The organism is Nitrospirillum amazonense (assembly GCF_029594735.1).
GTDB classification, from domain to species: Bacteria; Pseudomonadota; Alphaproteobacteria; order Azospirillales; family Azospirillaceae; genus Nitrospirillum; species Nitrospirillum amazonense.
The window spans coordinates 1,239,598-1,259,984 of record NZ_JARPAF010000004.1 but is presented as its reverse complement, the minus strand read 5'-3'; the positions used below and the strand labels follow the sequence as shown (position 1 = coordinate 1,259,984).

General features: G+C 66.7%; 16 protein-coding genes. 7 read left to right on the top strand and 9 right to left on the bottom strand.

Going from position 1 to position 20,387, the window contains the following annotated elements; translation table 11 throughout:
* Nucleotides 1–181: 181 nt before the first annotated feature.
* Nucleotides 182–3,361: a phosphoenolpyruvate carboxylase gene (locus P5F91_RS26295; protein WP_277908693.1), complete on the top strand. Its 3,180-nt coding sequence runs from the start codon at nucleotides 182–184 to the stop codon at nucleotides 3,359–3,361.
* A gap of 80 nt (nucleotides 3,362–3,441) precedes the next feature.
* Here P5F91_RS26295 and P5F91_RS26290 read toward each other — a convergent pair whose 3' ends face one another.
* The 3 genes from P5F91_RS26290 to P5F91_RS26280 all read right to left on the bottom strand — a co-directional run bounded on the left by P5F91_RS26290 (nucleotide 3,442) and on the right by P5F91_RS26280 (nucleotide 6,477).
* Complete coding sequence (locus tag P5F91_RS26290; RefSeq protein WP_277908692.1) at nucleotides 3,442–4,419, bottom strand: malate dehydrogenase; 978 nt, start codon at nucleotides 4,417–4,419, stop codon at nucleotides 3,442–3,444.
* A 163-nt stretch (nucleotides 4,420–4,582) separates the two neighbouring features.
* Nucleotides 4,583–5,614, bottom strand: coding sequence for a methyl-accepting chemotaxis protein (locus P5F91_RS26285; protein WP_145610153.1), 1,032 nt, complete (start codon nucleotides 5,612–5,614; stop codon nucleotides 4,583–4,585).
* A 440-nt stretch (nucleotides 5,615–6,054) separates the two neighbouring features.
* Entirely contained in the window at nucleotides 6,055–6,477 is a 423-nt protein-coding gene (locus P5F91_RS26280) for a SixA phosphatase family protein (RefSeq protein ID WP_277908691.1), read from the bottom strand.
* 282 nt (nucleotides 6,478–6,759) lie between these two features.
* Here P5F91_RS26280 and P5F91_RS26275 point away from each other — a divergent pair, with 282 nt between their 5' ends.
* The 3 genes from P5F91_RS26275 to P5F91_RS26265 all read left to right on the top strand — a co-directional run bounded on the left by P5F91_RS26275 (nucleotide 6,760) and on the right by P5F91_RS26265 (nucleotide 11,240).
* Nucleotides 6,760–8,946 (top strand): RNA degradosome polyphosphate kinase, encoded by a 2,187-nt coding sequence (locus tag P5F91_RS26275; RefSeq protein ID WP_246134323.1) that lies wholly within the window; start codon nucleotides 6,760–6,762, stop codon nucleotides 8,944–8,946.
* A 29-nt stretch (nucleotides 8,947–8,975) separates the two neighbouring features.
* Nucleotides 8,976–10,508: a Ppx/GppA family phosphatase gene (locus P5F91_RS26270; protein WP_277908690.1), complete on the top strand. Its 1,533-nt coding sequence runs from the start codon at nucleotides 8,976–8,978 to the stop codon at nucleotides 10,506–10,508.
* A gap of 90 nt (nucleotides 10,509–10,598) precedes the next feature.
* Nucleotides 10,599–11,240 carry a hypothetical protein gene (locus P5F91_RS26265; protein ID WP_145610150.1) on the top strand — a complete coding sequence of 214 codons (642 nt, stop codon included), beginning with the start codon at nucleotides 10,599–10,601 and terminating at the stop codon, nucleotides 11,238–11,240.
* Between the two features lie 15 nt (nucleotides 11,241–11,255).
* Here P5F91_RS26265 and P5F91_RS26260 read toward each other — a convergent pair whose 3' ends face one another.
* The gene (locus P5F91_RS26260) at nucleotides 11,256–11,705 is read right to left on the bottom strand and encodes a helix-turn-helix domain-containing protein (protein WP_145610149.1); all 450 of its coding nucleotides are present in this window, start codon (nucleotides 11,703–11,705) and stop codon (nucleotides 11,256–11,258) included.
* Between the two features lie 592 nt (nucleotides 11,706–12,297).
* Here P5F91_RS26260 and P5F91_RS26255 point away from each other — a divergent pair.
* Nucleotides 12,298–12,708: a hypothetical protein gene (locus P5F91_RS26255; protein WP_145610148.1), complete on the top strand. Its 411-nt coding sequence runs from the start codon at nucleotides 12,298–12,300 to the stop codon at nucleotides 12,706–12,708.
* Between the two features lie 117 nt (nucleotides 12,709–12,825).
* Here the strand turns inward: P5F91_RS26255 and purF are convergent, their stop codons facing one another.
* From purF to radA, 3 genes are all read right to left on the bottom strand, one after another.
* A complete protein-coding gene (gene purF, locus P5F91_RS26250) occupies nucleotides 12,826–14,280 on the bottom strand; it encodes an amidophosphoribosyltransferase (RefSeq protein ID WP_145610147.1) in 1,455 nt (484 codons plus the stop codon).
* Nucleotides 14,281–14,341: 61 nt separating this feature from the next.
* Nucleotides 14,342–15,040, bottom strand: coding sequence for a CvpA family protein (locus tag P5F91_RS26245; RefSeq protein WP_145610146.1), 699 nt, complete (start codon nucleotides 15,038–15,040; stop codon nucleotides 14,342–14,344).
* A gap of 6 nt (nucleotides 15,041–15,046) precedes the next feature.
* Nucleotides 15,047–16,474, bottom strand: coding sequence for a DNA repair protein RadA (radA, locus tag P5F91_RS26240; protein WP_145610145.1), 1,428 nt, complete (start codon nucleotides 16,472–16,474; stop codon nucleotides 15,047–15,049).
* Nucleotides 16,475–16,718: 244 nt separating this feature from the next.
* On the opposite strand from radA, the gene P5F91_RS26235 reads away from it, so the two are divergent.
* Complete coding sequence (locus P5F91_RS26235) at nucleotides 16,719–18,080, top strand: amidohydrolase family protein (RefSeq protein ID WP_277908689.1); 1,362 nt, start codon at nucleotides 16,719–16,721, stop codon at nucleotides 18,078–18,080.
* A gap of 236 nt (nucleotides 18,081–18,316) precedes the next feature.
* Nucleotides 18,317–18,685, top strand: coding sequence for a hypothetical protein (locus tag P5F91_RS26230; protein ID WP_145748691.1), 369 nt, complete (start codon nucleotides 18,317–18,319; stop codon nucleotides 18,683–18,685).
* A 125-nt stretch (nucleotides 18,686–18,810) separates the two neighbouring features.
* Here P5F91_RS26230 and P5F91_RS26225 read toward each other — a convergent pair whose 3' ends face one another.
* Nucleotides 18,811–19,605, bottom strand: a complete 795-nt coding sequence (locus P5F91_RS26225) for an ABC transporter ATP-binding protein (protein ID WP_277908688.1) — start codon at nucleotides 19,603–19,605, stop codon at nucleotides 18,811–18,813.
* Nucleotides 19,602–20,372: an MlaE family ABC transporter permease gene (locus P5F91_RS26220; RefSeq protein WP_145610143.1), complete on the bottom strand. Its 771-nt coding sequence runs from the start codon at nucleotides 20,370–20,372 to the stop codon at nucleotides 19,602–19,604. The genes P5F91_RS26225 and P5F91_RS26220 overlap by 4 nt, the downstream gene beginning before the upstream one ends.
* Nucleotides 20,373–20,387: the final 15 nt, after the last annotated feature.

Sequence of the window (20,387 nt, the reverse complement as noted above, 5' to 3'; positions counted from 1 at the left end):
CGTCACAATAAATCGCCACCCTTACCCGTCCTTACTCGGCCCCCGCCCCACCGGCCCATTTCGCCGTTGCGAGGTAGGATAATGACTCAACGTCATGCTTAACGCCGGATGGATGCGGAACCATGGGCACAGGCGGTCCGGCGCATCAGGGATGAGCAACCAAACTGGGCATCGAACCATCATGAAGTCATCGCTGGCAGCGTCGCGGGATGCTGAGAAGTCCGCGGAAAAGTCCACCGACTCCGGGCAGGCCCCGGCCAAGACCGTGACGCCGGCGAAGACCCCTAAAACCACTTCCACCAGCACCGCCACGCCCGGCGTGGATGTGAAGGCGGCCGACGCCGCCACGCTGGCGGCCCTGGCCAAGGCCGGCCCGCTGCTGGACCGTCCCGTCGCCAAGTTCGCCAGCCTGGATCAGCCGGGCGCGTCCAAGGCCGACGCCGTGGGCCTGACGGCCGACCTGGTGGCGCGCCTCACCCGCTATACAGAGCTGGCGGACGCCGATCCCTTCGCCAACCCCGTCTCCCTGCTGGCGCTGGACGTGTCCCGCCGCCTGCATTCCGGCGAGCTGGATCTGGCGGCGGTGGAGCAGGCCATCCAGTACCTGGGGGCCGAGGGCTTCCTAGCCCGCGCCCGCCGCCTGGGCGCCTATCTGGGCGAGGCCGATCCCGCCGCCAACGCCGCCCGCATCCGCGCCCTGATCGACGGGCTGGCGGTGGACGCGGACGGCAAGGCCGTGCCGTTCGACGCCTTCCGCGCCCAGGTGGAGAAGGAGATTTTCGGCATCGTCATCACCGCCCACCCGACGTTCAACCTGACGGGGGAACTCATGGACGCCATGGCCAAGCTGGCCACAGGGCGGGACGCGGCGGGCGTGCCCCTCACGGCGGAGGCGCGCAAAGGGTTGATTGCCGCCGTCGCGGCGACGGAGCTGCGGCCCGGTGAGCTGTCGCTGGTGGATGAGCACCGCCTGTCGCTGGCGGCCATCACCAACATCCAGGCGGCGCTGCGCACCGTCTACGACATCGTGCTGTCGGTGGCGCGGGAGCGTTACCCCGACCAGTGGTCCGAGCTGACGCCGCGTCTGCTGACCGTGGCCAGCTGGGTGGGGTATGACTTGGACGGCCGCTCGGACATCCGCTGGTCCGACACCTTGCACAAGCGCCTGGTGGTGCAGGTGGGGCAGCTGCGCCACTACTTGGCCGAGGTGCAGGCCATTCGCAAAGTGGCGCCGGTGCAGGAAGACCTGCGCAACGCCCTGGACCTGCTGGAATCGCGTCTGGCCCTGGCCATCGCCCAGGTGACGGATGAGGTTGCCGCCTTTGGCAGGGAAACGAGCACTCAGAAAGACATCGAAGCCATCGCCCAGCGCATGCATGAGGGCCTGCCCCTGCGCTTGGTGGAAGCCGCGCACGCCATCGAGCAGGTGGACCGTGCCATCCGCCTGGCCTCTGTCGCCGGGAAGGGGGCGAAGGGCGATGACGTGGTGCGCCGGCTGGCCATCCTGAAGGCGGAGCTGTCGAACTACGGACTGGGGCAGGCGCACACCCATGTGCGCATCAATGCGACCCAGCTGCACAACGCCGTGCGCAAGACCGTGGGCATGGAAACGGCGCCGGACGACCCGCGCTACCGCCAGTCCTACCTGAACGCTATCACCGGCCTGCTGGATGAGGTGCGGCCGGTGCGCATCAATTTCGGCAGCATCATCGCCGAACGCACCTCGGCTAAGCGGCTGTTCATGGTCGTGGCCCAGATGCTGAAGTACGCCGACGCCTCGGTGCCCGTCCGCTTCCTGATCGCGGAATCGGAATCGGCCTTCACCGTGCTGACGGCGCTCTACTACGCGCGCCTGTTCGGCGTGGCCGACAAGGTGGACATCAGCCCCCTGTTCGAGACGGAACGGGCACTGGAGGTGGGCAGCCGCGTCATCGAGCAGCTGCTGGACAATCCGCATTACCGCGACTACGTGAAGCGTCGCGGCCGGCTGTGCATCCAGACCGGCTTCTCCGATGCCGGCCGCTATCTGGGCCAGACGCCGGCGTCGGCCAGCATCGAGCGCCTGCGCCTGCGCATCGCCCGCCTGTTCACCCGCCACCGCCTGGATGGCGTGCAGCTGGTGATCTTCGACACTCACGGTGAATCCATCGGCCGCGGCGCCCACCCGGCGGGCTTCCCCGAACGCCTGGGCTATGTCGCGGCCCCGGCCACGCTGTCGTTCATGGCCCACCACAAGATCGCCTTCAAGCAGGAGGTCAGCTTCCAGGGGGGCGACGGCTATCTCTACTTCGTGACCCAGCCGGGCGCCCTGGCCGTGGTCACGCGCATCCTGGAACACATGCTGGGCGGCAAGCATGCCACCCTGGACGACGACCCGTTCTATGGCGACGCCGACTACATCCGCGAATTCTTCACCACGGTGAAGCAGTTCCAGGTGTCGCTGGTGGAGGATCCGAACTACGGCGCCCTGCTGTCTGCCCTGGGCACCAACCTGCTCTATCCTTCGGGCAGCCGGGCCATCAAGCGCCAGCATGACGGCAACGCCGATGATGTGGACCAGAGCCGCGCCTCGCAGTTCCGCGCCATCCCCCACAACGCCATCCTGCAGCAGATGGGCCTGCCGGCGAACACCGTCAGCGGCGTGGGCGAGGCCATCGACAAGGATCCGGAGCACTTCGCCGACCTCTACCGCACCTCGCCCCGCTTCCGGCAACTGCTGGGCATGGTGGAGTACGGCGTGGCCATCGCGAGCCCGGATGCGCTGAAGGCCTACATCGACACCCTGGATCCGGCCTTCTGGCTGCTGCGCGCTGCCCACACCGCCGACCCCGCCCGGGTGGAGGAGATGCGGCGGCTGGCCAGCATCCTGGAGGACAACCCCCTCCACAGCCGCCTTATCCGCATCTTCCGCAAGCTCTACCGCGATTTCGACGTGCTGGAGGAAGGGCTGGCCCGGGTGGAGCGTCATCCGGTGCCGGGCCAGGTGCCGCCGCCGGATGAGGCGCTGAGCAATGGCCTGCTGGTGCTGCACGCCTTGCGCATCGCCTTGATCCAGGAGGTGTTCCTGCGGGCGACGCACATCCCGCAGTTCTCCAGCCAGCACAACATCACCCATCGCCGCCTGCTGGCCCGCCTGATGCAGCTGGACGTACCCTGGGCGCTGGACCTGCTGTCCCGCATCTTCCCCGTGGCGGAGACCGCGGGGGAGGGCGATTTCGGCGAAAGCGCCACCTACGTCAGCGATGACAGCCAGAACTATGGGCAGGAGAACGAGCGCATCTTCAAACCCATCGCCAGCCTGTACGACCTGGTGCGTCGGGTGGGCAACGGTATTACCCAGCGCATCGGCTTCTTCGGCTGACGCGCCATGAAAAAGGGCGCCTTCCCCGGGGTGGGGAGGGCGCCCTTTGTTTTTGTGCGTCGGGTCTTCGCAGGACGGGTTCAGAGGTCGGCGACGGCCGCGCGCTCCTCCATCAACTCGGCCACCGTGCGGTCCAGCATGCGGCGGGCGAAGGCGTCGAGTTCCAGCCCGCGTACCCGTTCGACGCGGCCATCACGGCATAGGGCGGGCACGCCGCAGACCAGGCCCTGAGGCAGGCCGTAATCGCCCTCCGACGCCAGGCCCATGGAAACCCAGCGGTCGCCGCTGCCCTGCACCCAGTCGCGCATGTGGTCGATGGCGGCGTTGGCGGCCGAGGCGGCGGAGGATAAGCCGCGCGCCTCGATGATGGCGGTGCCGCGCTGGGCCACTGTGGGGATCAGGGTGTCGCGGTACCAGGCGTGGTCGCCGATCAGGTCGGGCAGGGGACGGCCCTGCACCATCGCGTGTTGCCAGTCGGCGAACATGGTGGGGGAGTGGTTGCCCCAGACCACCAGCCGTTCGATGGCCGTCACGTCCACCCCCGCCCTGGCCGCCAACTGCGCCTGGGCGCGGTTGTGGTCCAGACGGATCATCGAAGTGATGGCGTCGTGCGGCAGGTCGGGCGCGTGCCGGATGGCGATCCAGGCGTTGGTGTTGGCGGGGTTGCCCACCACCAGCACCTTGGCCGTGCGCTTGGCCTGCTCGTTCAGCGCGCGGCCCTGCGCCTTGAAAATGGCGGCGTTGGCCGACAGCAGGTCACGCCGCTCCATACCCTTGCCGCGGGGGCGGGACCCCACCAGGAAGGCCGCGTCGATGTCGCGGAAGGCCACGGCCGGATCGTCGCTGACGCTGATGCCGCTCAGCAGCGGGAAGGCGCAGTCCTCCAGTTCCATCACCACCCCGCGCAAGGCGGCCAGGGCCGGCGTGATCTCCAACAGCGACAGGTGGATGGGCTGGCCGGCGCCGAACACATCGCCCTTGGCCAGGCGGAACAGCAGGGAATAGGCGATCTGCCCGGCGGCACCGGAAACGGCGACGCGAACGGGGGCGGTAGTCATGATAGGCACCTCAGGATTGGTTTGCGCTTGCCCATGAAGCTGCGCGCCATCCTGCGATCGTTCCAATAGAACGTATTGAACCAACCAATCGTGTTTGTTGATTAATGGGCGTGACGCCCGGTGGCGACAGGTTCGACACCGGGCGAGGCGGCTCCGGATAGGCTCAGCTTTGGCCGGGTGGGTTGTGCACCAGGACGCCATACCACCCCAGGCCGCGATAGGTCTCATATCCCGGCGTCCGGGCGAAGCCGATCAGGCGGCCATGTCGGTCCAGGTAATGGCCCATGGGCTGGCCCTGGGTCACCAGGTGGAAACTTTCCGTCAGTTCACCCCGGCCGTCGCTGGCGGCGATGATGCGGCCGGCGGCGTCCAGCAGCAGGCAGCGTGTGTTGGACCGTTCCGACGTTTCCAGGCGGACACCGGTCACCACGGCGCGGGCCTGTGGCTCCCAATCGAAGAAGATGCCCAGCGCGCCCAGGACCTCGCCGTCCTGGGCACCGTCGCGGCGCACGGCGGTGGAATAGGTCGCGACGGTACGGTTCTCCAGCACCGGGTTCGGGCGGACGTCCTCAACCGCGAAGTCGCCGCCGTCGCGGGTGCGCAGGGCGTCGATGAACCAGGCCTCGTTGGAAACGTTGGTGCCGATGGCGTGGGGGAAGCGGTCGGGTCGGCCGGTGGCGATGACGCGGCCGCTGCGGTCGGCCACCCACAGGTCGAGATAGACGGTATAGCTTTGCAGGATGACGTTCAGCCGCTCGCTGGCGTGGCGGAACGCCTCCTGCGACGGGGTCTGCAGGCCGGCGACCACGGCGCTGTCCGTCGCCCACCACCGCACGTCGCATGACCGCTCATAGAGGTTGCGGTCGATGATGTCGATGCTGTTCAGCGCCAGGTCGGCCAGGCGCTGGCCCCGGAAGCGGGTCATCAGATCCTCGCCCACCGTGGTCATGCGGTCGACCAGTTGGCCGATCTCGCTGCGCAGTTCACCCGCCACCACGCTGACGCGCTGGGAGATGGAGTTGACCTCATTGGCCACCACGGCGAAGCCCCGTCCGGCGTCGCCGGCGCGGCCGGCCTCGATCAGGGCGTTGAAGGCCAGCATCTTGGTGGTCCGGTTGATATCCTCGATCACCGAAACCTTCTGGCTGGCGACATCCAGAACGTTCTTCGTCAGGTCGATCAGGCTGTTGTCCATCGGCTCCCCACTCTCTTGATTAGCTTTTGTGCGTCGCAGCAAAGAACGTCACGTTACTACGCTAACGCAAAAGACGTGCCGGAAGCCGAATGGTGTACCATCCCATTAATAAGTCGTTAAGAATCAAGGGGGATGGCCTGTTCATTCGTGGCAGTGACGCCGCCCCGTTCCTAACCGAAAGTGGAGGATTGGCCAAATTGCGGGCAAAGGGCTGCACAGTCGATGTGCAACCTATAGGCGGTGTCCGAAAGTGAAATCGGTTTCGTCTTCCGCCGCCGCATAATCGTGGAATGCGGCGCTTATATCATTGATACAGCGCGCTGCCATTTACTTTTTTGATGGAGTCTGCAGATTTGGGATGGGATGGTTTTCGCCTGCGGGCGCATCGCTTGATTGTATGGATTATACAACCCTGACGGTTGATCCCATAGTGCCGGCCATTACGCCGCCGCTACCTCTCTCGGCGTGACGAATTCGGCCAGACGACCGGTCCCCGCAGCGAGATCGGCCCATCGGTCCAGGGGGAATTCCAGCCGCGCCAGGGCGCCGGTCGGATATTTTTCCATGATGCGGGTGCGAAGGGGAGTCTCTTCCGCCTGGGCCAGGTCCAGCGCCAGCTCCTCCAGCCCGGGGTTGTGCCCGATCAGCAGGACGGTAGCGGTGGGGTCGGCCAAGGCGCGCAGCCGATCGGCCAGGGCGCGGGCCGATGCCATATAAAAGACCCGGTCCACGCTCATGGGTGGCGTCTCACGCCACAAGGGCAGCAAGCCCGCCAGCGTGGCCCTGGTACGGGCGGCGGTCGAACAGAGGATGAGGTCGGGCTGGGGTGTTCCACCCTTGCGGCGTCTGAAATAGTCGGCCATGGTCGTTAACGCGCGCTCCCCCCGCGGCGACAGGGGACGCTCATGATCAGGGACGCTGTCATCGTCCCAGGAGGATTTCATATGCCGGAGCAGGAACAGGGTCTTCACGCGACATCCCCCAGGATGGACCGGCTGCCCGAGCCCGCTGTGGAACCGGCGGCCCCGGAAAAGAAAAAAGGAACGGGTACGAAAACAACGGGATCGACAACGCGGGAACCAGAAACGGTAACGTTGGCGGCCTATGGTGATCGACCCGATACCCGTGCTGTTAATGAGGCGACCATGTCCACGGCGGTGGAAACCCCGATCCGCGAAGCTGAGCCCGCCCCCATCGATATGACGTCGGCGGACCGGTTCATCAACCGCGAACTGTCCTGGCTGGCCTTCAATCAGCGCGTTCTGGAGGAAGCGTACAACGCCCAGCATCCGCTGCTGGAGCGGCTGCGTTTCCTGTCCATTTCGGCCAGCAACCTGGATGAGTTCTACACGGTCCGTGTCGCGGCGCTGAAGGCGCAGGTGACGGCCGGCGTCGCCACCCCCTCGGACGACAACCTGACCCCGGCGCAGCAACTTGCGGCCATTAACGAGCGCGCCGCCGAGTTGATGCGCGAGCAGCAGGCCTGCTGGCTGATGATGCGCGCCGACCTGGCCAAGGCCGGCATCGCCGCCATCGACCCCGGCGAGCTGACCCCGTCGGAGACCGACTGGCTGGAAGCGAAGTTCCTGGACGACATCTTCCCGGTGCTGACGCCCATCGCCGTCGACCCGGCCCATCCTTTCCCCTTCATCGCCAATTCCGGCTTCTCGCTGGCCGTCCAGCTGTTCGACCCGGCGCGCAACACCCACCTGGACGCCCTGGTCCTGCTGCCGGCGCAGCTGGACCGTTTCGTACGCCTGCCGGGCAGCGATGTGCGCTTCATCCTGCTGGAAGAGCTGGTGCTGCTGTTCATCGACCGGCTGTTCCCGCCCTTCACCCTGAAGGGCCACGGCTTCTTTCGCGTGCTGCGCGACAGCGACATCGAAATCGAGGAAGAGTCCGAAGACCTGGTCCGCACCTTCGAAAGCGCGCTGAAGCGCCGCCGCCGCGGCAGCGTCATCCAGCTGTGCGTCAACGCCGGCATGTCGCGCGACCTGCGCGACTTCCTGGCAGGCCAGCTGCATGTGCCGACCGACGACGTGTTCGTGCTGGACGGCCTGATCGGCTTGGCCGAGACCAAGCAGCTGATCATCGATGAGCGGCCGGACCTGCTGTTCCAGCCCTACAACGCCCGCTTCCCGGAGCGTATCCGCGATTTCGGCGGCGACTGCTTCGCCGCCATCCGCCACAAGGACATCATCGTCCACCATCCGTTCGAGAGCTTCGACGTGGTGGTGCAGTTCCTGCGCCAGGCGGCCCAGGACCCGTCGGTGCTGGCCATCAAGCAGACGCTGTACCGCACCTCCAAGAACTCCCCCATCGTCGCCGCCCTGATCGAAGCGGCGGAGGCGGGCAAGAGCGTCACGGCGATGGTGGAGCTGAAGGCCCGCTTCGATGAAGAGGCCAACATCCGCTGGGCTCGCGACCTGGAACGCGCGGGCGTGCAGGTGGTCTACGGCTTCGTCGACCTGAAGACCCACGCCAAGGTGTCGCTGGTGGTGCGCCGGGAACAGAAGGGCCTGCGCTCCTACGTTCATTTCGGCACCGGCAATTACCACCCCATCACCGCCAAGATTTACACCGACCTCAGCTTCTTCACCTGCGACCCGGCGCTGGTGCACGACGCGGCCCACATGTTCAACTACATGACCGGCTACGCCACGCCCAAGGCGCTGGAGAAGATCGCTATCGCCCCCATCGGGCTGCGCGACCGGCTGGTCAGCCTGATCGACGCGGAAATCGCCCATGCCCGCGCCGGCCGGCCGGCGCAGATTTGGGTCAAGCTGAACTCCCTGGTGGACGCCCGTATCATTGACAAGCTGTACGAGGCGTCGCAGCAGGGTGTCAGCATCGACATGGTCATCCGCGGCATCTGCTGCCTACGGCCCGGCGTGAAGGGCCTGTCGGAAAACATCCGGGTGAAGAGCATCGTCGGCCGTTTCCTGGAGCATGGCCGCGTGGTCTGCTTCGGCAACGGCGTGGGCCTGCCGCACCCTGGCGCCAAGGTCTTCATCTCCTCCGCCGACTGGATGCCGCGCAACCTGGACCGCCGCATCGAGACGCTGGTGCCCATCGAGACGCCGTCCTGCCACCGCCAGGTGATGGACCAGATCATGGTCGCCAACCTGAAGGATGAGGCGCAAAGCTGGCGGCTGAGCCCCGATGGCGAGTATCATCGTATCGAAGCACCGCTGGGCGCCTTCAACGCCCACACGTTCTTCATGACCAACCCCAGCCTGTCGGGGCGGGGCAGTAGCGCGGTCACCGATCCCAAGGGGCCGGCCAAGCTGTTGCTGAAGGCGGCCGCCAAGGCCGCGAAGCGCGCCGACTGAATTGCCTGCCTTAGCCCGTACCGGATGCCATGCCCGTAAAGTTTGACCGACCCGCCCCTGAACGCCACGTTGGCGCCGACCGGTTGGCCGTCATCGACATCGGTTCCAACTCCATGCGGGTGGTGGTCTATGACCGCCTGGAACGCTCGCCCATCGCCATCTTCAACGAGAAGATCATGTGCGGATTGGGCCGGTCGGTGGAGAAGACCGGCAAGCTGCACCCCGAGGGCGTGAAGCTGGCCTTAGCCAATCTGGCCCGTTTTCGCCGCTTGATCGAGGGCATGCAGGTGGGGCGGGTGGACATCCTGGCCACCGCCGCCGTGCGCGACGCCAAGGATGGCCCCAAGTTCGTGGCGGAGGTGGAGGCGCTGACCGGCGTTCCCGTCACCGTGCTGGCGGGCGAGGAGGAGGCGCGGCTGTCCGCCATGGGTGTGCTGTCGGGCACGCCCGGCGCCGATGGCCTGATGGGCGACCTGGGCGGGGGCAGCCTGGAGCTGGTGACGCTGGACAAGGGCCTCATCGGCCGCCAGGCGACCTTGCCGTTGGGGCCCCTGCGTCTGATCGAGGCGGTGGAGGGCAAGCCGGGATCGGCGGCCAAACTGATCGACGCCCAACTGGCCAAGCTGCCGTGGGCCCTGGATGGCCGCGGGCGGGACTTCCACCCCGTGGGCGGCGGCTGGCGCGCGCTGGCCAAGATGCATATGGAACAGACGGGCCACCCACTGCACATCATCCATCACTACGTGGTCGATGCCCGGGTTATGGCCGACTTCGCCGGCCTGGTCGGGCGGCAAAGCCGCGCCTCGTTGGAGAAGATGCCGGGCGTTTCCCGCCGCCGGCTGGAAACACTGCCCATGGCGGCCCTGGTTATGGAGCGGGTGCTGCGCACCGTGCAGCCGTCCAACGTGGTCTTTTCCGCCTACGGACTACGCGAAGGCTTCCTGTTCGACCAGCTGTCGGCGGAGGAGCGGCGGCGCGACCCCCTGATCGACAGCTGTACCCAGGTGGCGGAGCGGCTGGGCCGGTTCGGCGAGGCCGCCACCCTGACGCAATGGACGGCCCCCTTGTTCGCCGGCGAGGATGAGGCGGCCGCACGCCTGCGCACCGCCGCCTGCCTGCTGTCCGACCTGGGGTGGTCGGAACATCCCGACTATCGCGCCGAGCACGCCTATCTGCGGGTGCTGCGCATGCCGTTCGCCGGCGCCGACCATGCCGAACGCGCCTTCCTGGCGCTGGCCTCCTTCGTGCGCTATGCCGGCACCATGGACGGCCAGCCCCTGGGTCTGACCCGCACCCTGCTGTCGGAGGCACAGCTGAGCCGGGCCATGATCGTGGGACTGGCGTTGCGCCTGGCCCATACGCTGACGGGTGGCGCCGCCACGCTGCTGCAGCGCACGGCCTTGCGGCTGACGCCGGACACCTTGACCCTGCTGTTGCCCCGCGACGCCGCCATGCTGGATGGTGATGCCGTGCAGCGCCGCCTGGACGGCTTGGCCAAGGTCCTGGGCCGCAAAGGCGCGGTGGTGGTCCAAGGCCCCGCCTTGGCGGAGGCTGGCGCCTGAGCGACAGCCGGTGACGGGGCATTCCGTTGGAATACCGGGCCCCGCCGCCATATAAGGTCAATCCCGTTCATTCCCGCCCGGACAGCAGCCATGGCTCTCTTTCCTCGACTTGTCCTCGCGCTTGGTGTTCTGGTGGCGCTGGCGGCCGGCGATATGCCGGCCCGGGCCGACTTCCTTCCGCCCGCGCGCCCCGGCGAGACCGATCCCATTATCCAGCAGGTTCTGAATTGCTGGAGTTATGGCCACCGACCCAACGCGAAGGGCGCTGGCGTGGGCGTTGGCGGGCAGAATCTGGTATGCGCCCATGGCGAGGCCAAGACCACGGTGATGCGGGACACTATCGCCCGCATCACGTCGGTCGATGCCCAGACGCTGGTGATCTGGTCGCAAGGGGGCGGTGACGCGCAGGCGGCGGCCGACCTGGCGCAAACCATCGTCGACCGGGGCATCACCGTCATTATCGACGGCCCTTGCGCCGGCCCCTGCGTGTGGTGGTTGGCGGCCGCGCCCAAGCGCCTGGTGACGCCGGAAGCTGTCTTCGACTTCAGCGCCGGCCCGGACGCGCCGCCGGCGGTGGTGGAGCGGGTGCGCCAGGCCACGGGCATAGACCTGAACGCCCTGCGGCAGACCGGCGGCCCCCGGCAGCCGCGGGACGAGGCCGCCTTGCGCGCCCTGGGCTTGGGCGTCACCCAACTGCCGCCCATCGTGGCGGTGAGGCCGACGCCCACCTGAGGTGCCGGCCTGTCCTCACGGTGGCCCGTCGGTCACCGCCCTGAACAGATCCTCCCGCGCCTGTTCCAGCGCGTACCGCAGGGCGCCACGCCTTTCCCTGTCGTCGGGTATCGCGATCAGCCGGTCGTAGATGCGGCTGATCAGCTGCCCTTGCTCCGTCGGCATAGGGCGCAGCCCGTCATGGGCGTAGAGGGTCAGCACACCGTCGATGATCTGGCTCAGCAACTGGGCGTCCAGCCCTGGCCGGTTGCCCGTCAAGTGCATGTTGCCGTGGCCGGTCAGCAGCCAGTCCACCGAGATGTCCAGTTCCAGCAGGCGGGCCAGAGTTTCGCCCTTGGGCAGCTTGCCCAGGCGTTCGTATCCCTGCCAGGTGTTCACGCCCAGGGCGAACCGGGCGGACATGCTTTTCTGGGTTTCGCCCAGGTGCTCACGAACCTGGCGCAACCTGTCCTTCAATCCCGTCATGGCGTCGCGCGCGGCCCTTCGGAGCGCGGACGGAGGGATGGGGGAGTGGCGGCAAGAGAAAGACGGCAGCACGAAATTTTGTGCTTCATTGGCACGAAAAAACGTGCCATGTTCAATCTCGCGTTCAGTCGGAACACTCCTTGACCACTCCTGATGTCACGGGGTCGCATAGGGGCGCCGGTGTCTTGAACGGCCATAGGATGGCGTTCCAAGGCACCGTCGTTGTTGGGGATTAAGACGGTTGCTGGGGTCGGGGTGTGCGGGTCGCGCCCCACCCGCGGAAGACGCAGGCAGTCGAGACGGGCGCACCGGTGGTGCTGAAAAAAGATGCCCAAACAGGCCGGCGATCCTCCTCGGGCCAAGCCACCATCCAAGTACGTGTAGCTTCTCCCCCGAGCGGTACATCCGTTCAGGTAAAAGTTTGATTAAGACCTGATAGAATAAAGCTCCCGGACCTGATCGCAACGCCCAATCTGCACCAACACAGCGGGCCGGAGCCTTTGCCTATCGCGGTAGGACAGGGTTAATGCACAGGGCTGATTACCGGCTTTTCCCGCAACTGCGGTTAATATGCATTATCTATAGTGGGGACATGGATGGCGATGAAATAGCGGATCATATCGGGAAGATCATACAGGGCGGCGCTGTTGGCCGGACTTGGAATTGCCTGGTTGATCTGCGGTCATTCATCGGCAACATCCATCATTCGTCTTTGGAGCGGATGTCCAAGCTACTTAATGAAAAAGAAGAATCGGGGACGCTGAAGCGATCTCCGGACAACGATGGCAGTCGGGTCGCTGTTGTAAGCTACAACGCCGGCCAGAAATTTCTGGTCAATTTGGCCCGTGTTTATATGCGGGACTATGACCTCCGGCACTTTTCCGACATGCGGCAAGGCTTTGCTTGGGCCTGCGGCCAAGATGCCCTGCCGCCGGAGATGAGGTCTCTGGACTGGCATCTGGAGAGGGCGGGCGGCGATATGCCGCCCAAACTCCGGACATAGGGGCGATCATCTCATGCGCCGCCCTGGCGCGGCCGGGGTTGGGGGAATCGAAACGCCCCCGGAAGAAGAAGACTTCCGGGGGCGTTCGTGTGTGTGAAGAACTATTTGGCGTGGCGTTTAGGCCCGGCGCTCCGCCAGGAAGGCGACTTCGCCACCCGGCGTGCCCTCGTAATCGGTCAGCGGGATGGGGTAGTCGCCGGTGAAGCAGGCATCGCAATACTGGGGGCCGCTGGTGTCGCGGCCGGCATGGCCCAGCGCCTTGTAGAGGCCATCGTTGGAGATGAAGGCCAGGCTGTCGGATCCGATGTAGCGGTTCATCTCCTCGACCGACAGCTTGTGGGCCAACAGCTTTTCCTTTTCCGGCGTATCGATGCCGTAGAAGCAGGAATGCCGGGTGGGCGGGCTGGAGATGCGCATATGCACCTCTTTGGCGCCGGCCGCCCGCATCATTTCCACGATTTTCACCGAGGTGGTGCCGCGCACGATGCTGTCATCCACCAGGATGACGCGCTTGCCCTGGATATAGTGGCGATTCGCGTTGTGCTTCAGCTTCACGCCCAGGTGGCGGATCTTGTCGGTCGGCTGAATGAAGGTGCGGCCGACATAGTGGTTGCGGATGATGCCCAGCTCGAAGGGAATGGCGCTCTGCTCGGCATAGCCGATGGCCGCCGGCACACCGCTGTCCGGCACCGGAATGATCACGTCGGCATCCACGTGGCTTTCCTGGGCCAGGTGCGCGCCGATGGCCTTGCGCACCTTGTAGACGCTGGACCCCTCGACCAAGCTGTCGGGCCGGGCGAAGTAGATGTACTCAAAAATGCAGAAGCGGCTCTTTTCCGGCTGGAACGGGCGCAGGCTCTGCACCCCGGCGGCGGTCAGCACCACCATCTCGCCCGGCTCGATGTCGCGGACGAACTCGGCGCCGATGATGTCCAGGGCGCAGGTTTCCGACGCCAGGACCGGCGCGTCGCCCAGCATGCCCAGCACCAGCGGGCGCACGCCGCGCGGGTCGCGCACGCCGATGATCTGGTCCTTGGCCATGGCGACCAGGGAATAGGCGCCCTCCACCTGGCGCAGGGCCTCGACCATGCGGTCGATGACGCTGCCGCCCCGGGCGGTCGCCATCAGGTGGACGATGACCTCGGTGTCGGTCGTGGACTGGAACAGGCAGCCGCGGCGCACCAGCTGGCGGCGCAGCGTCATGGCGTTGGTCAGGTTGCCGTTGTGCGCCAGGCCGAAACCGCCGAACTCAAAGTCCGCGAACAGCGGCTGCACGTTGCGCAGCGCGGTGTCACCGGTGGTGGCGTACCGCACGTGGCCGATGGCGGCATTGCCCTTCAGGGGGCGCATGACCGCCTCGGAACTGAAGTTGTCCCCGACCTGGCCCAGCGCGCGGTGGACGGCGAAATGCTCCCCGTCAAAGGCGACGATGCCCGCCGATTCCTGGCCGCGATGCTGCAAGGCATGCAGGCCCAGGGCGACCAGGGCGGCCGCGTCCGTGGCGCCCAGGATACCAAAGACGCCGCATTCCTCGCGCAACTTGTCGTCGTCGAAGGGGTTCGTGGTCAGCATGAGCGGTCACCGGGCGCCTTTCGCGCGAGGTTGGTACGTTGCGGTCCGTTGTGAGGAATCCTTACTCCGGCTTCCTCTTATCGACGGAATTCTCGATCAGCTGATCAAGGCCCGTGCGTTCGCGGTCGTTATAGCCCTGTTCACCCGGCTTGGCACCCGCGTTCCCCGCAGGGGTGATCGCCGGGGTTTGAAGCCGTTCCAAGTCCTGCTTGGCGGCCAGGGCCCGCTCGGCTTCGATCCGGGCGGCGTCAATTCGTCCTTCACCCTCGTGCCGCAGGTCGGACGGCGCAAGGGTGCGCAGCATGTCCGCCCCGGCCTCCAGCGCCGGCCGGGTGCGCGCGTCGCGCAGCCAGTCGGGCTTGTTGTCCGGCCAGATGTAGCCCATGAGCATGTAGCCCAGGCTGACCAGCACGGCACCGCGCACCACCCCGAAGCCGAAGCCCAGCGACCGGTCGATGGCCGACAGGGCGCTGTCGCTGACCCGGCCCGCCAGAGTGTGGCAGATCATCTGCAATACCAGCAAGGCCGCCACGAACAGGGTGATGATGGCGACGCCGTCGGCAATCATCTGACGCTCGATATGGGCGCGTACGAAGGGTTTGACCAGGGGAAAGGCATACAGCGTGACCAGGGCAGCCCCGACCCAGGCGCCGATCGACAGCACCTCGCGCACGAAGCCGCGGGCGAAAGCCAGCAGGGCCGACAGCACGACGATGACGACGACCGCGATGTCCAGGGGGTTCAGACCGTTGATATCCATGATGCCTCAGCCCCGCCCGCCGCCGGATACGGCCTTGGGTGTGTTCTTGGGCGATGCGCTTTTCTGTGCGGGAGCGGCCTGGAACAGGGGCAGCAGGTCCGACAGGTGGTGCAACTCGATGCGGCGCATGCCGGCATCGCCGCCCGACCCCTTGCGCCGGGTGGGCACCAGCGCCGTGCCGAAGCCCAGCTTCGCCGCCTCCTTCAGCCGCGTCTCGCTCTGGCTCACCGCCCTGATCTCCCCCGACAACCCGATCTCTCCATAAACCACCGCGTCGGCCGGCACCGGCTCCCCCGTCAGGGAGGAGACCAGGGCTGCGGCCACCGCCAAATCCGCCGCCGGCTCCGTGACCTTCAGGCCGCCGGCGACGTTCAGATACACATCATTGGCGCCGATGGCGAGGCCGCAGCGCGCCTCCAGCACCGCCATCACCATGGCCAGGCGCGCCGTGTCCCAGCCCACCACCGCCCGGCGGGGTGTGCCCAGGGGCGATGGCGCCACCAGGGCCTGCACCTCCATCAGCACGGGGCGGGTGCCCTCCATCCCAGCGAAGACGGCGGTGCCCGTCACGTCGCCGCGCCGTTCCGCCAGGAAGATCTCCGACGGGTTGGCGACCTCGCGCAGACCATCCTCCGCCATCTCGAACACGCCGATCTCGTCGGTGGCGCCGAAGCGGTTCTTCACCGCGCGCAGGATGCGGAACTGGTGCCCGCGCTCGCCCTCGAAATACAGCACCGTGTCGACCATGTGTTCCAGCACGCGGGGGCCGGCGATCTGGCCGTCCTTGGTGACATGGCCCACGATCAGCAAGGTGATGCCCCGGCGCTTGGCCACCCGGATCAATTCCGAGGCCGAGGCACGCACCTGGGCCACCGTGCCCGGCGCGCTGTCCAGCGTGTCCACATACATGGTCTGGATACTGTCGATGACCGCCACGCGGGGGCCATCGGCCGCGTCCAGCGATGCCACGATGTCGCGGACGTTGGTGGCGGCCGCCAAGTTCACCGGCGCCGCCGCCAGACCCAGGCGCAAGGCCCGCATGCGCACCTGGTCCACGGCCTCTTCACCGGAGATATAGGCGCAGGACGTGCCCTGGGCCAGGCGGCAGATGACCTGCAGCAGCAGCGTGGACTTGCCGATGCCGGGGTCGCCACCCACCAGCAGGGCCGAGCCGTGCACCAGGCCGCCGCCGCACACCCGGTCGAATTCCTGGATATGGGTCATGCGGCGCGGCGCCTGCTCCGATACGCCGGACAGTTCCACGAATTCCAGCCGGCGGCCCTGCACCTTGTTGCCCAGCCCCTTGGGCGCCGCCTCGGGGGCGGCCTCCTCCACCAGGGTATTCCAGGCGCCGCAGCCCTCGCACCGGCCGCTCCACTTGGGGTGAGCGGTGCCGCAGCTCTGGCAGACGTAGCGGTTGGTGTTTCGGGCCACGGGAAAGGGTTCCTGACGGGGTGTTCTGGCGGTCGCCATCATAACAGCTTAGGCGGCGGAACCGCCACCCCGGCGCCGGGTATACAGCCACTAGATTTAGGGGGTAGGGGCGTGCTGGACGCACGACAGGATGGTGTGGACGGTCATGCCACGATGCCGCCGCGAATTGACAGCGCCCGGCCCGGCGCCCACAGTTGCGACCACCCGTTTCCTGTCTGGATGTACCGCCTTGAAGCCCTTCGCCATGCTTCTCCGTTCCGCCCTGCTGGTCTCGTCCGTACTGGTCCCGCCCATGGCGGCGGCGGAGGAGACACAGCCGGCGCCCGAGGCGGTGGTGATCTATCGCGGCGCCACCCTGATCGACGGCACGGGGGCGGCGCCGCGTGCCGGCATGGCGGTCGTGACCAAGGGCCAGGACATCGCCCTGGTGGCGCCCGTGGGCCAAGTGCCGGCCGAGCTGGCCCGGGGTGCCACGGTGGTGGACGCCAGCGGCCTCTACGTCCTGCCCGGCCTGATCGACACCCATGTGCATCTCGCCACCGTGCCCAACCGCAAGGCCGAGGAGGCGCTGCTGCGCCGGGCGGTCTACGGCGGCGTCACGGCGGAACGCGACATGGCGGGCGACACCCGCGCGCTGGCCGACCTGTCGCGATCGGCGCTGCTGGGCGAAATCCCGGCGCCGGACGTCTACTACGCCGCCCTGATGGCCGGCCCCAGCTTCTTCAAGGACCCGCGCACGGCGGCATCGGCCAAGGGCGAGACACCGGGGGAGGTGCCGTGGATGCAGGCCATCACCCCGGCCACGGACCTGAAGGTGGCGGTGGCCTTGGCGCGCGGCACCGGCGCCAGTGCCATCAAGATTTACGCCAACCTGCCGGCCGACCTGGTGGCCGCCATCACGCGCGAGGCGCACGCCCAGGGCTTCCGCGTCTGGGCCCATGCCATGGTCTTCCCCGCTACCCCGGCGGAGGAGATCGAGGCAGGCGTGGATGTGCTGTCCCACGCCTGCATGCTGGCCTACCAGGCCTTGCCGGTGAAGCCGACGCAGTACCATGACCGCGCGCCGGTGGACCCGGCCCGTATCGGCAATCCCGATCCCCTTCTGGCCGGGCTGTTTGACGGCATGAAGCGCCACGGCCAGGTGTTGGACGCCACCGTGCGCGTTTATGCCGAGGGCGACAAGCGCTGGGCCGGCAAGCCCAACCCGCCCGGGTCCTATTGCCCCGGTGAGCTGGCTGCCCGCATCACCGCCCAGGCCCATGCCGCCGGCGTGGCCGTTTCCGCCGGCACGGATGGCGAGACGCCCGCCGCCGATGCCTATCCCGCCCTGCATGAGGAACTGGAGCTGCTGGTCCACCAGGCTGGATTCACGCCCCTGGCCGCCATCCAGGCCGGCACGCAGATGGGGGCCCGCGCTCTGAACCTGGAGTCGCGTATGGGCACGGTGGCGGCGGGCAAGCTGGCCAACCTGGTGTTCGTCGCCAAGGACCCGACCCAGGACATCGCCAACCTGCGCAGCGTCGTTTACACCGTGAAGAGCGGCCGCCGGTACAACCGTGCCGACTTCCGCCCCATAGCTGCGGATGAGGCCGGCGACGTCGATTGAACAAGTGACTCCAAGAAAGATCGGTGCGGGCCGTCGGCCAGTATTGGCGCCGCCTGCCTGCTACCTATGTAGCTAAGCCGGTTATGTTTTTGAAATTGTGACCGGTAAAATGATCATGCCGGTAAAGTTTCAGCTGTGTTACCCCTTCCGCCGTCCTCGTTTCCGGTGGCAGTGCGGAAATGTATAAAATACAGCATAAATTGAATCCTTCATCCAGGATCATCTGTGTTCTGATCATGGATGATGTCGGCGGGGAAACCATCGCCGATTACATTGAGGAAATCCTGGCCTGGAATATGGACGTCGCCACGTGGAACAGCGTGACCGACCTGCGGCTGCATGTCGGCAACGTATCGCCGGATGCCATCCGGCGCATGGGCGCCATAATGGGTGAGGCCATGCGCGGCCGTGCCGGCGGCCGGGCGGCCGTAGTCAGCCATAACGCCGGCCTGCGCTTCCTCCTGAACCTGGCCCGCCTGTTCATTCCCGGCCATGAGCTGCGTGCCTTCAGCGACATGGCTACCGCCTATGCCTGGGCGGCGGGGCAAAAGGTAGACCTGCCGGCGGAAATGGCCACGGCCGGCTGGGGGCGCGTCGCCGCCTAGAGCGGAACGCGATCAGGTGGAATCACCTGATCGCGTTCCGCTCTATCATGAACAGGTTAAGAGCAAGATGCGATCATGACTGATCGCATCTTGCTCTAGGTTTCTCCTTCGGGCGTCAGGGCACCTTAACCCAGCTTCACCTGCATCTGGATCGGGCCCTCGGCCCGGCCGTGGATGAACTGGTCGACGTAAGCGTTGCCGCTGTCGTCGATGGCGCTGGTGGGGCCCTGCCAGATCAGCTTGCCCTGGTACAGCATGCCGATGCGGTCCGAGATTTTGCGGGCGCTGGCCATGTCGTGGGTGATGGTCAGGGCGGTGGCGCCCAGGTCGCGCACGCACTTCACGATCAGGTCGTTGATGACGTCGGCCATAATCGGGTCCAGGCCCGTCGTCGGTTCGTCGAAGAAGATGATTTCGGGGGTGGTGGCGATGGCGCGGGCCAAGCTCACGCGCTTTTGCATACCGCCCGACAGTTCCGCCGGGGACAGGTTGGCGACATCGGGGCCAAGGCCCACGGCGGCCAGCTTTTCGATGGCAATGTCGCGCGCCTGGGACCGCTTCATGCCCTGGCCCTGGATCAGGCCGAAGGCCACGTTCTGCCAGACGGGCAGACTGTCGAACAGGGCGCCACCCTGGAACAGCATGCCGAACTTGGTCATCACCCGGTCGCGGGCACGGCCGCCGATGTGGGTCGTCTCCTCCCCGTCCACCTTGATGGTGCCGGCATCGGGACGCAGCAGGCCCAGGATGGATTTCAGCATCACCGACTTGCCGGTGCCCGAACCGCCGATGATGACGAAGGACTCACCCCTGGCGACGCTGAGGTCCACGCCGTCCAACACCTTCTTCGGGCCGAAGGCCTTCTTGACGCCGATGAGTTCAATCTTGGGGGTGTCAGAGTGGGGGGATACCGTGCTCATGAGAAGAACAGCCCCGTCAGCAGATAGTTGATCATCAGGATCATGATGGAGGCGGAAACCACGGCGTGCGTGGTGGCCGCGCCCACGCCCTGGGCGCCGCCCTTGGAATGGTAGCCGTTGTAGCAGCCCATCAGCGCGATGATGAAACCAAAGGCCGCCGCCTTCACCAGGCCGGAGACGACGTCGATGGTCTGCAGGTACTGCGCTGTGCTGGTCAGGTAGGCCGACGGGTTGAAGCCCAGGCGGTAGATGCTGACGACATAGCCGCCGAACACGCCGATGATGTCGGCCACCAGCACCAGGCAGGGCAGCATCAGCGTGCCCGCGAGGAGGCGAGGCGCCACCAGGTACTTGAACGGGTTGGTGGACAGGGTGGTCAGCGCATCGACCTGTTCCGTCACCCGCATGGTGCCGATTTCGGCCGCCATGGCGGCGCCCACACGGCCCGCCACCATCAGGCCCGCCATGACGGGCCCCAGCTCACGGGTGATGGACAGCACCACCACGGTGGCGATGGCGCTCGAGGCGTTGAAGCGGGCGAAGCCGGTATAGCTTTGCAGCGCCAGCACCATGCCGGTGAACAGGGCCGTGAGCCCCACCACGGGCAGGCTGTTGTAGCCGATTTCCCGCATCTGCTGGACCAGCAGGCGGGGATAGAAAGGGGGACGGACGCAGTGCGACAGGCCGCGCGCCGTGAACAGGGCCAGCCGCCCGGTGGCGGCCAGGAACACCAGGGTGGCCCGGCCGATCCCGCTCAAGAACCCCATCCGCTCCGCTCCTCA

What these genes read in the sequence shown, in the direction of transcription:
- P5F91_RS26295 (WP_277908693.1), top strand. Translation starts at nt 182, where the DNA reads ATGAAGTCATCGCTGGCAGCGTCGCGGGATGCTGAGAAGTCCGCGGAA.
- P5F91_RS26290 (WP_277908692.1), bottom strand. Translation starts at nt 4,419, where the DNA reads ATGACTACCGCCCCCGTTCGCGTCGCCGTTTCCGGTGCCGCCGGGCAG.
- P5F91_RS26285 (WP_145610153.1), bottom strand. Translation starts at nt 5,614, where the DNA reads ATGGACAACAGCCTGATCGACCTGACGAAGAACGTTCTGGATGTCGCC.
- P5F91_RS26280 (WP_277908691.1), bottom strand. Translation starts at nt 6,477, where the DNA reads ATGGCCGACTATTTCAGACGCCGCAAGGGTGGAACACCCCAGCCCGAC.
- P5F91_RS26275 (WP_246134323.1), top strand. Translation starts at nt 6,760, where the DNA reads ATGTCCACGGCGGTGGAAACCCCGATCCGCGAAGCTGAGCCCGCCCCC.
- P5F91_RS26270 (WP_277908690.1), top strand. Translation starts at nt 8,976, where the DNA reads ATGCCCGTAAAGTTTGACCGACCCGCCCCTGAACGCCACGTTGGCGCC.
- P5F91_RS26265 (WP_145610150.1), top strand. Translation starts at nt 10,599, where the DNA reads ATGGCTCTCTTTCCTCGACTTGTCCTCGCGCTTGGTGTTCTGGTGGCG.
- P5F91_RS26260 (WP_145610149.1), bottom strand. Translation starts at nt 11,705, where the DNA reads ATGACGGGATTGAAGGACAGGTTGCGCCAGGTTCGTGAGCACCTGGGC.
- P5F91_RS26255 (WP_145610148.1), top strand. Translation starts at nt 12,298, where the DNA reads ATGGATGGCGATGAAATAGCGGATCATATCGGGAAGATCATACAGGGC.
- purF (WP_145610147.1), bottom strand. Translation starts at nt 14,280, where the DNA reads ATGCTGACCACGAACCCCTTCGACGACGACAAGTTGCGCGAGGAATGC.
- P5F91_RS26245 (WP_145610146.1), bottom strand. Translation starts at nt 15,040, where the DNA reads ATGGATATCAACGGTCTGAACCCCCTGGACATCGCGGTCGTCGTCATC.
- P5F91_RS26235 (WP_277908689.1), top strand. Translation starts at nt 16,719, where the DNA reads ATGCTTCTCCGTTCCGCCCTGCTGGTCTCGTCCGTACTGGTCCCGCCC.
- P5F91_RS26230 (WP_145748691.1), top strand. Translation starts at nt 18,317, where the DNA reads ATGGATGATGTCGGCGGGGAAACCATCGCCGATTACATTGAGGAAATC.
- P5F91_RS26225 (WP_277908688.1), bottom strand. Translation starts at nt 19,605, where the DNA reads ATGAGCACGGTATCCCCCCACTCTGACACCCCCAAGATTGAACTCATC.
- P5F91_RS26220 (WP_145610143.1), bottom strand. Translation starts at nt 20,372, where the DNA reads ATGGGGTTCTTGAGCGGGATCGGCCGGGCCACCCTGGTGTTCCTGGCC.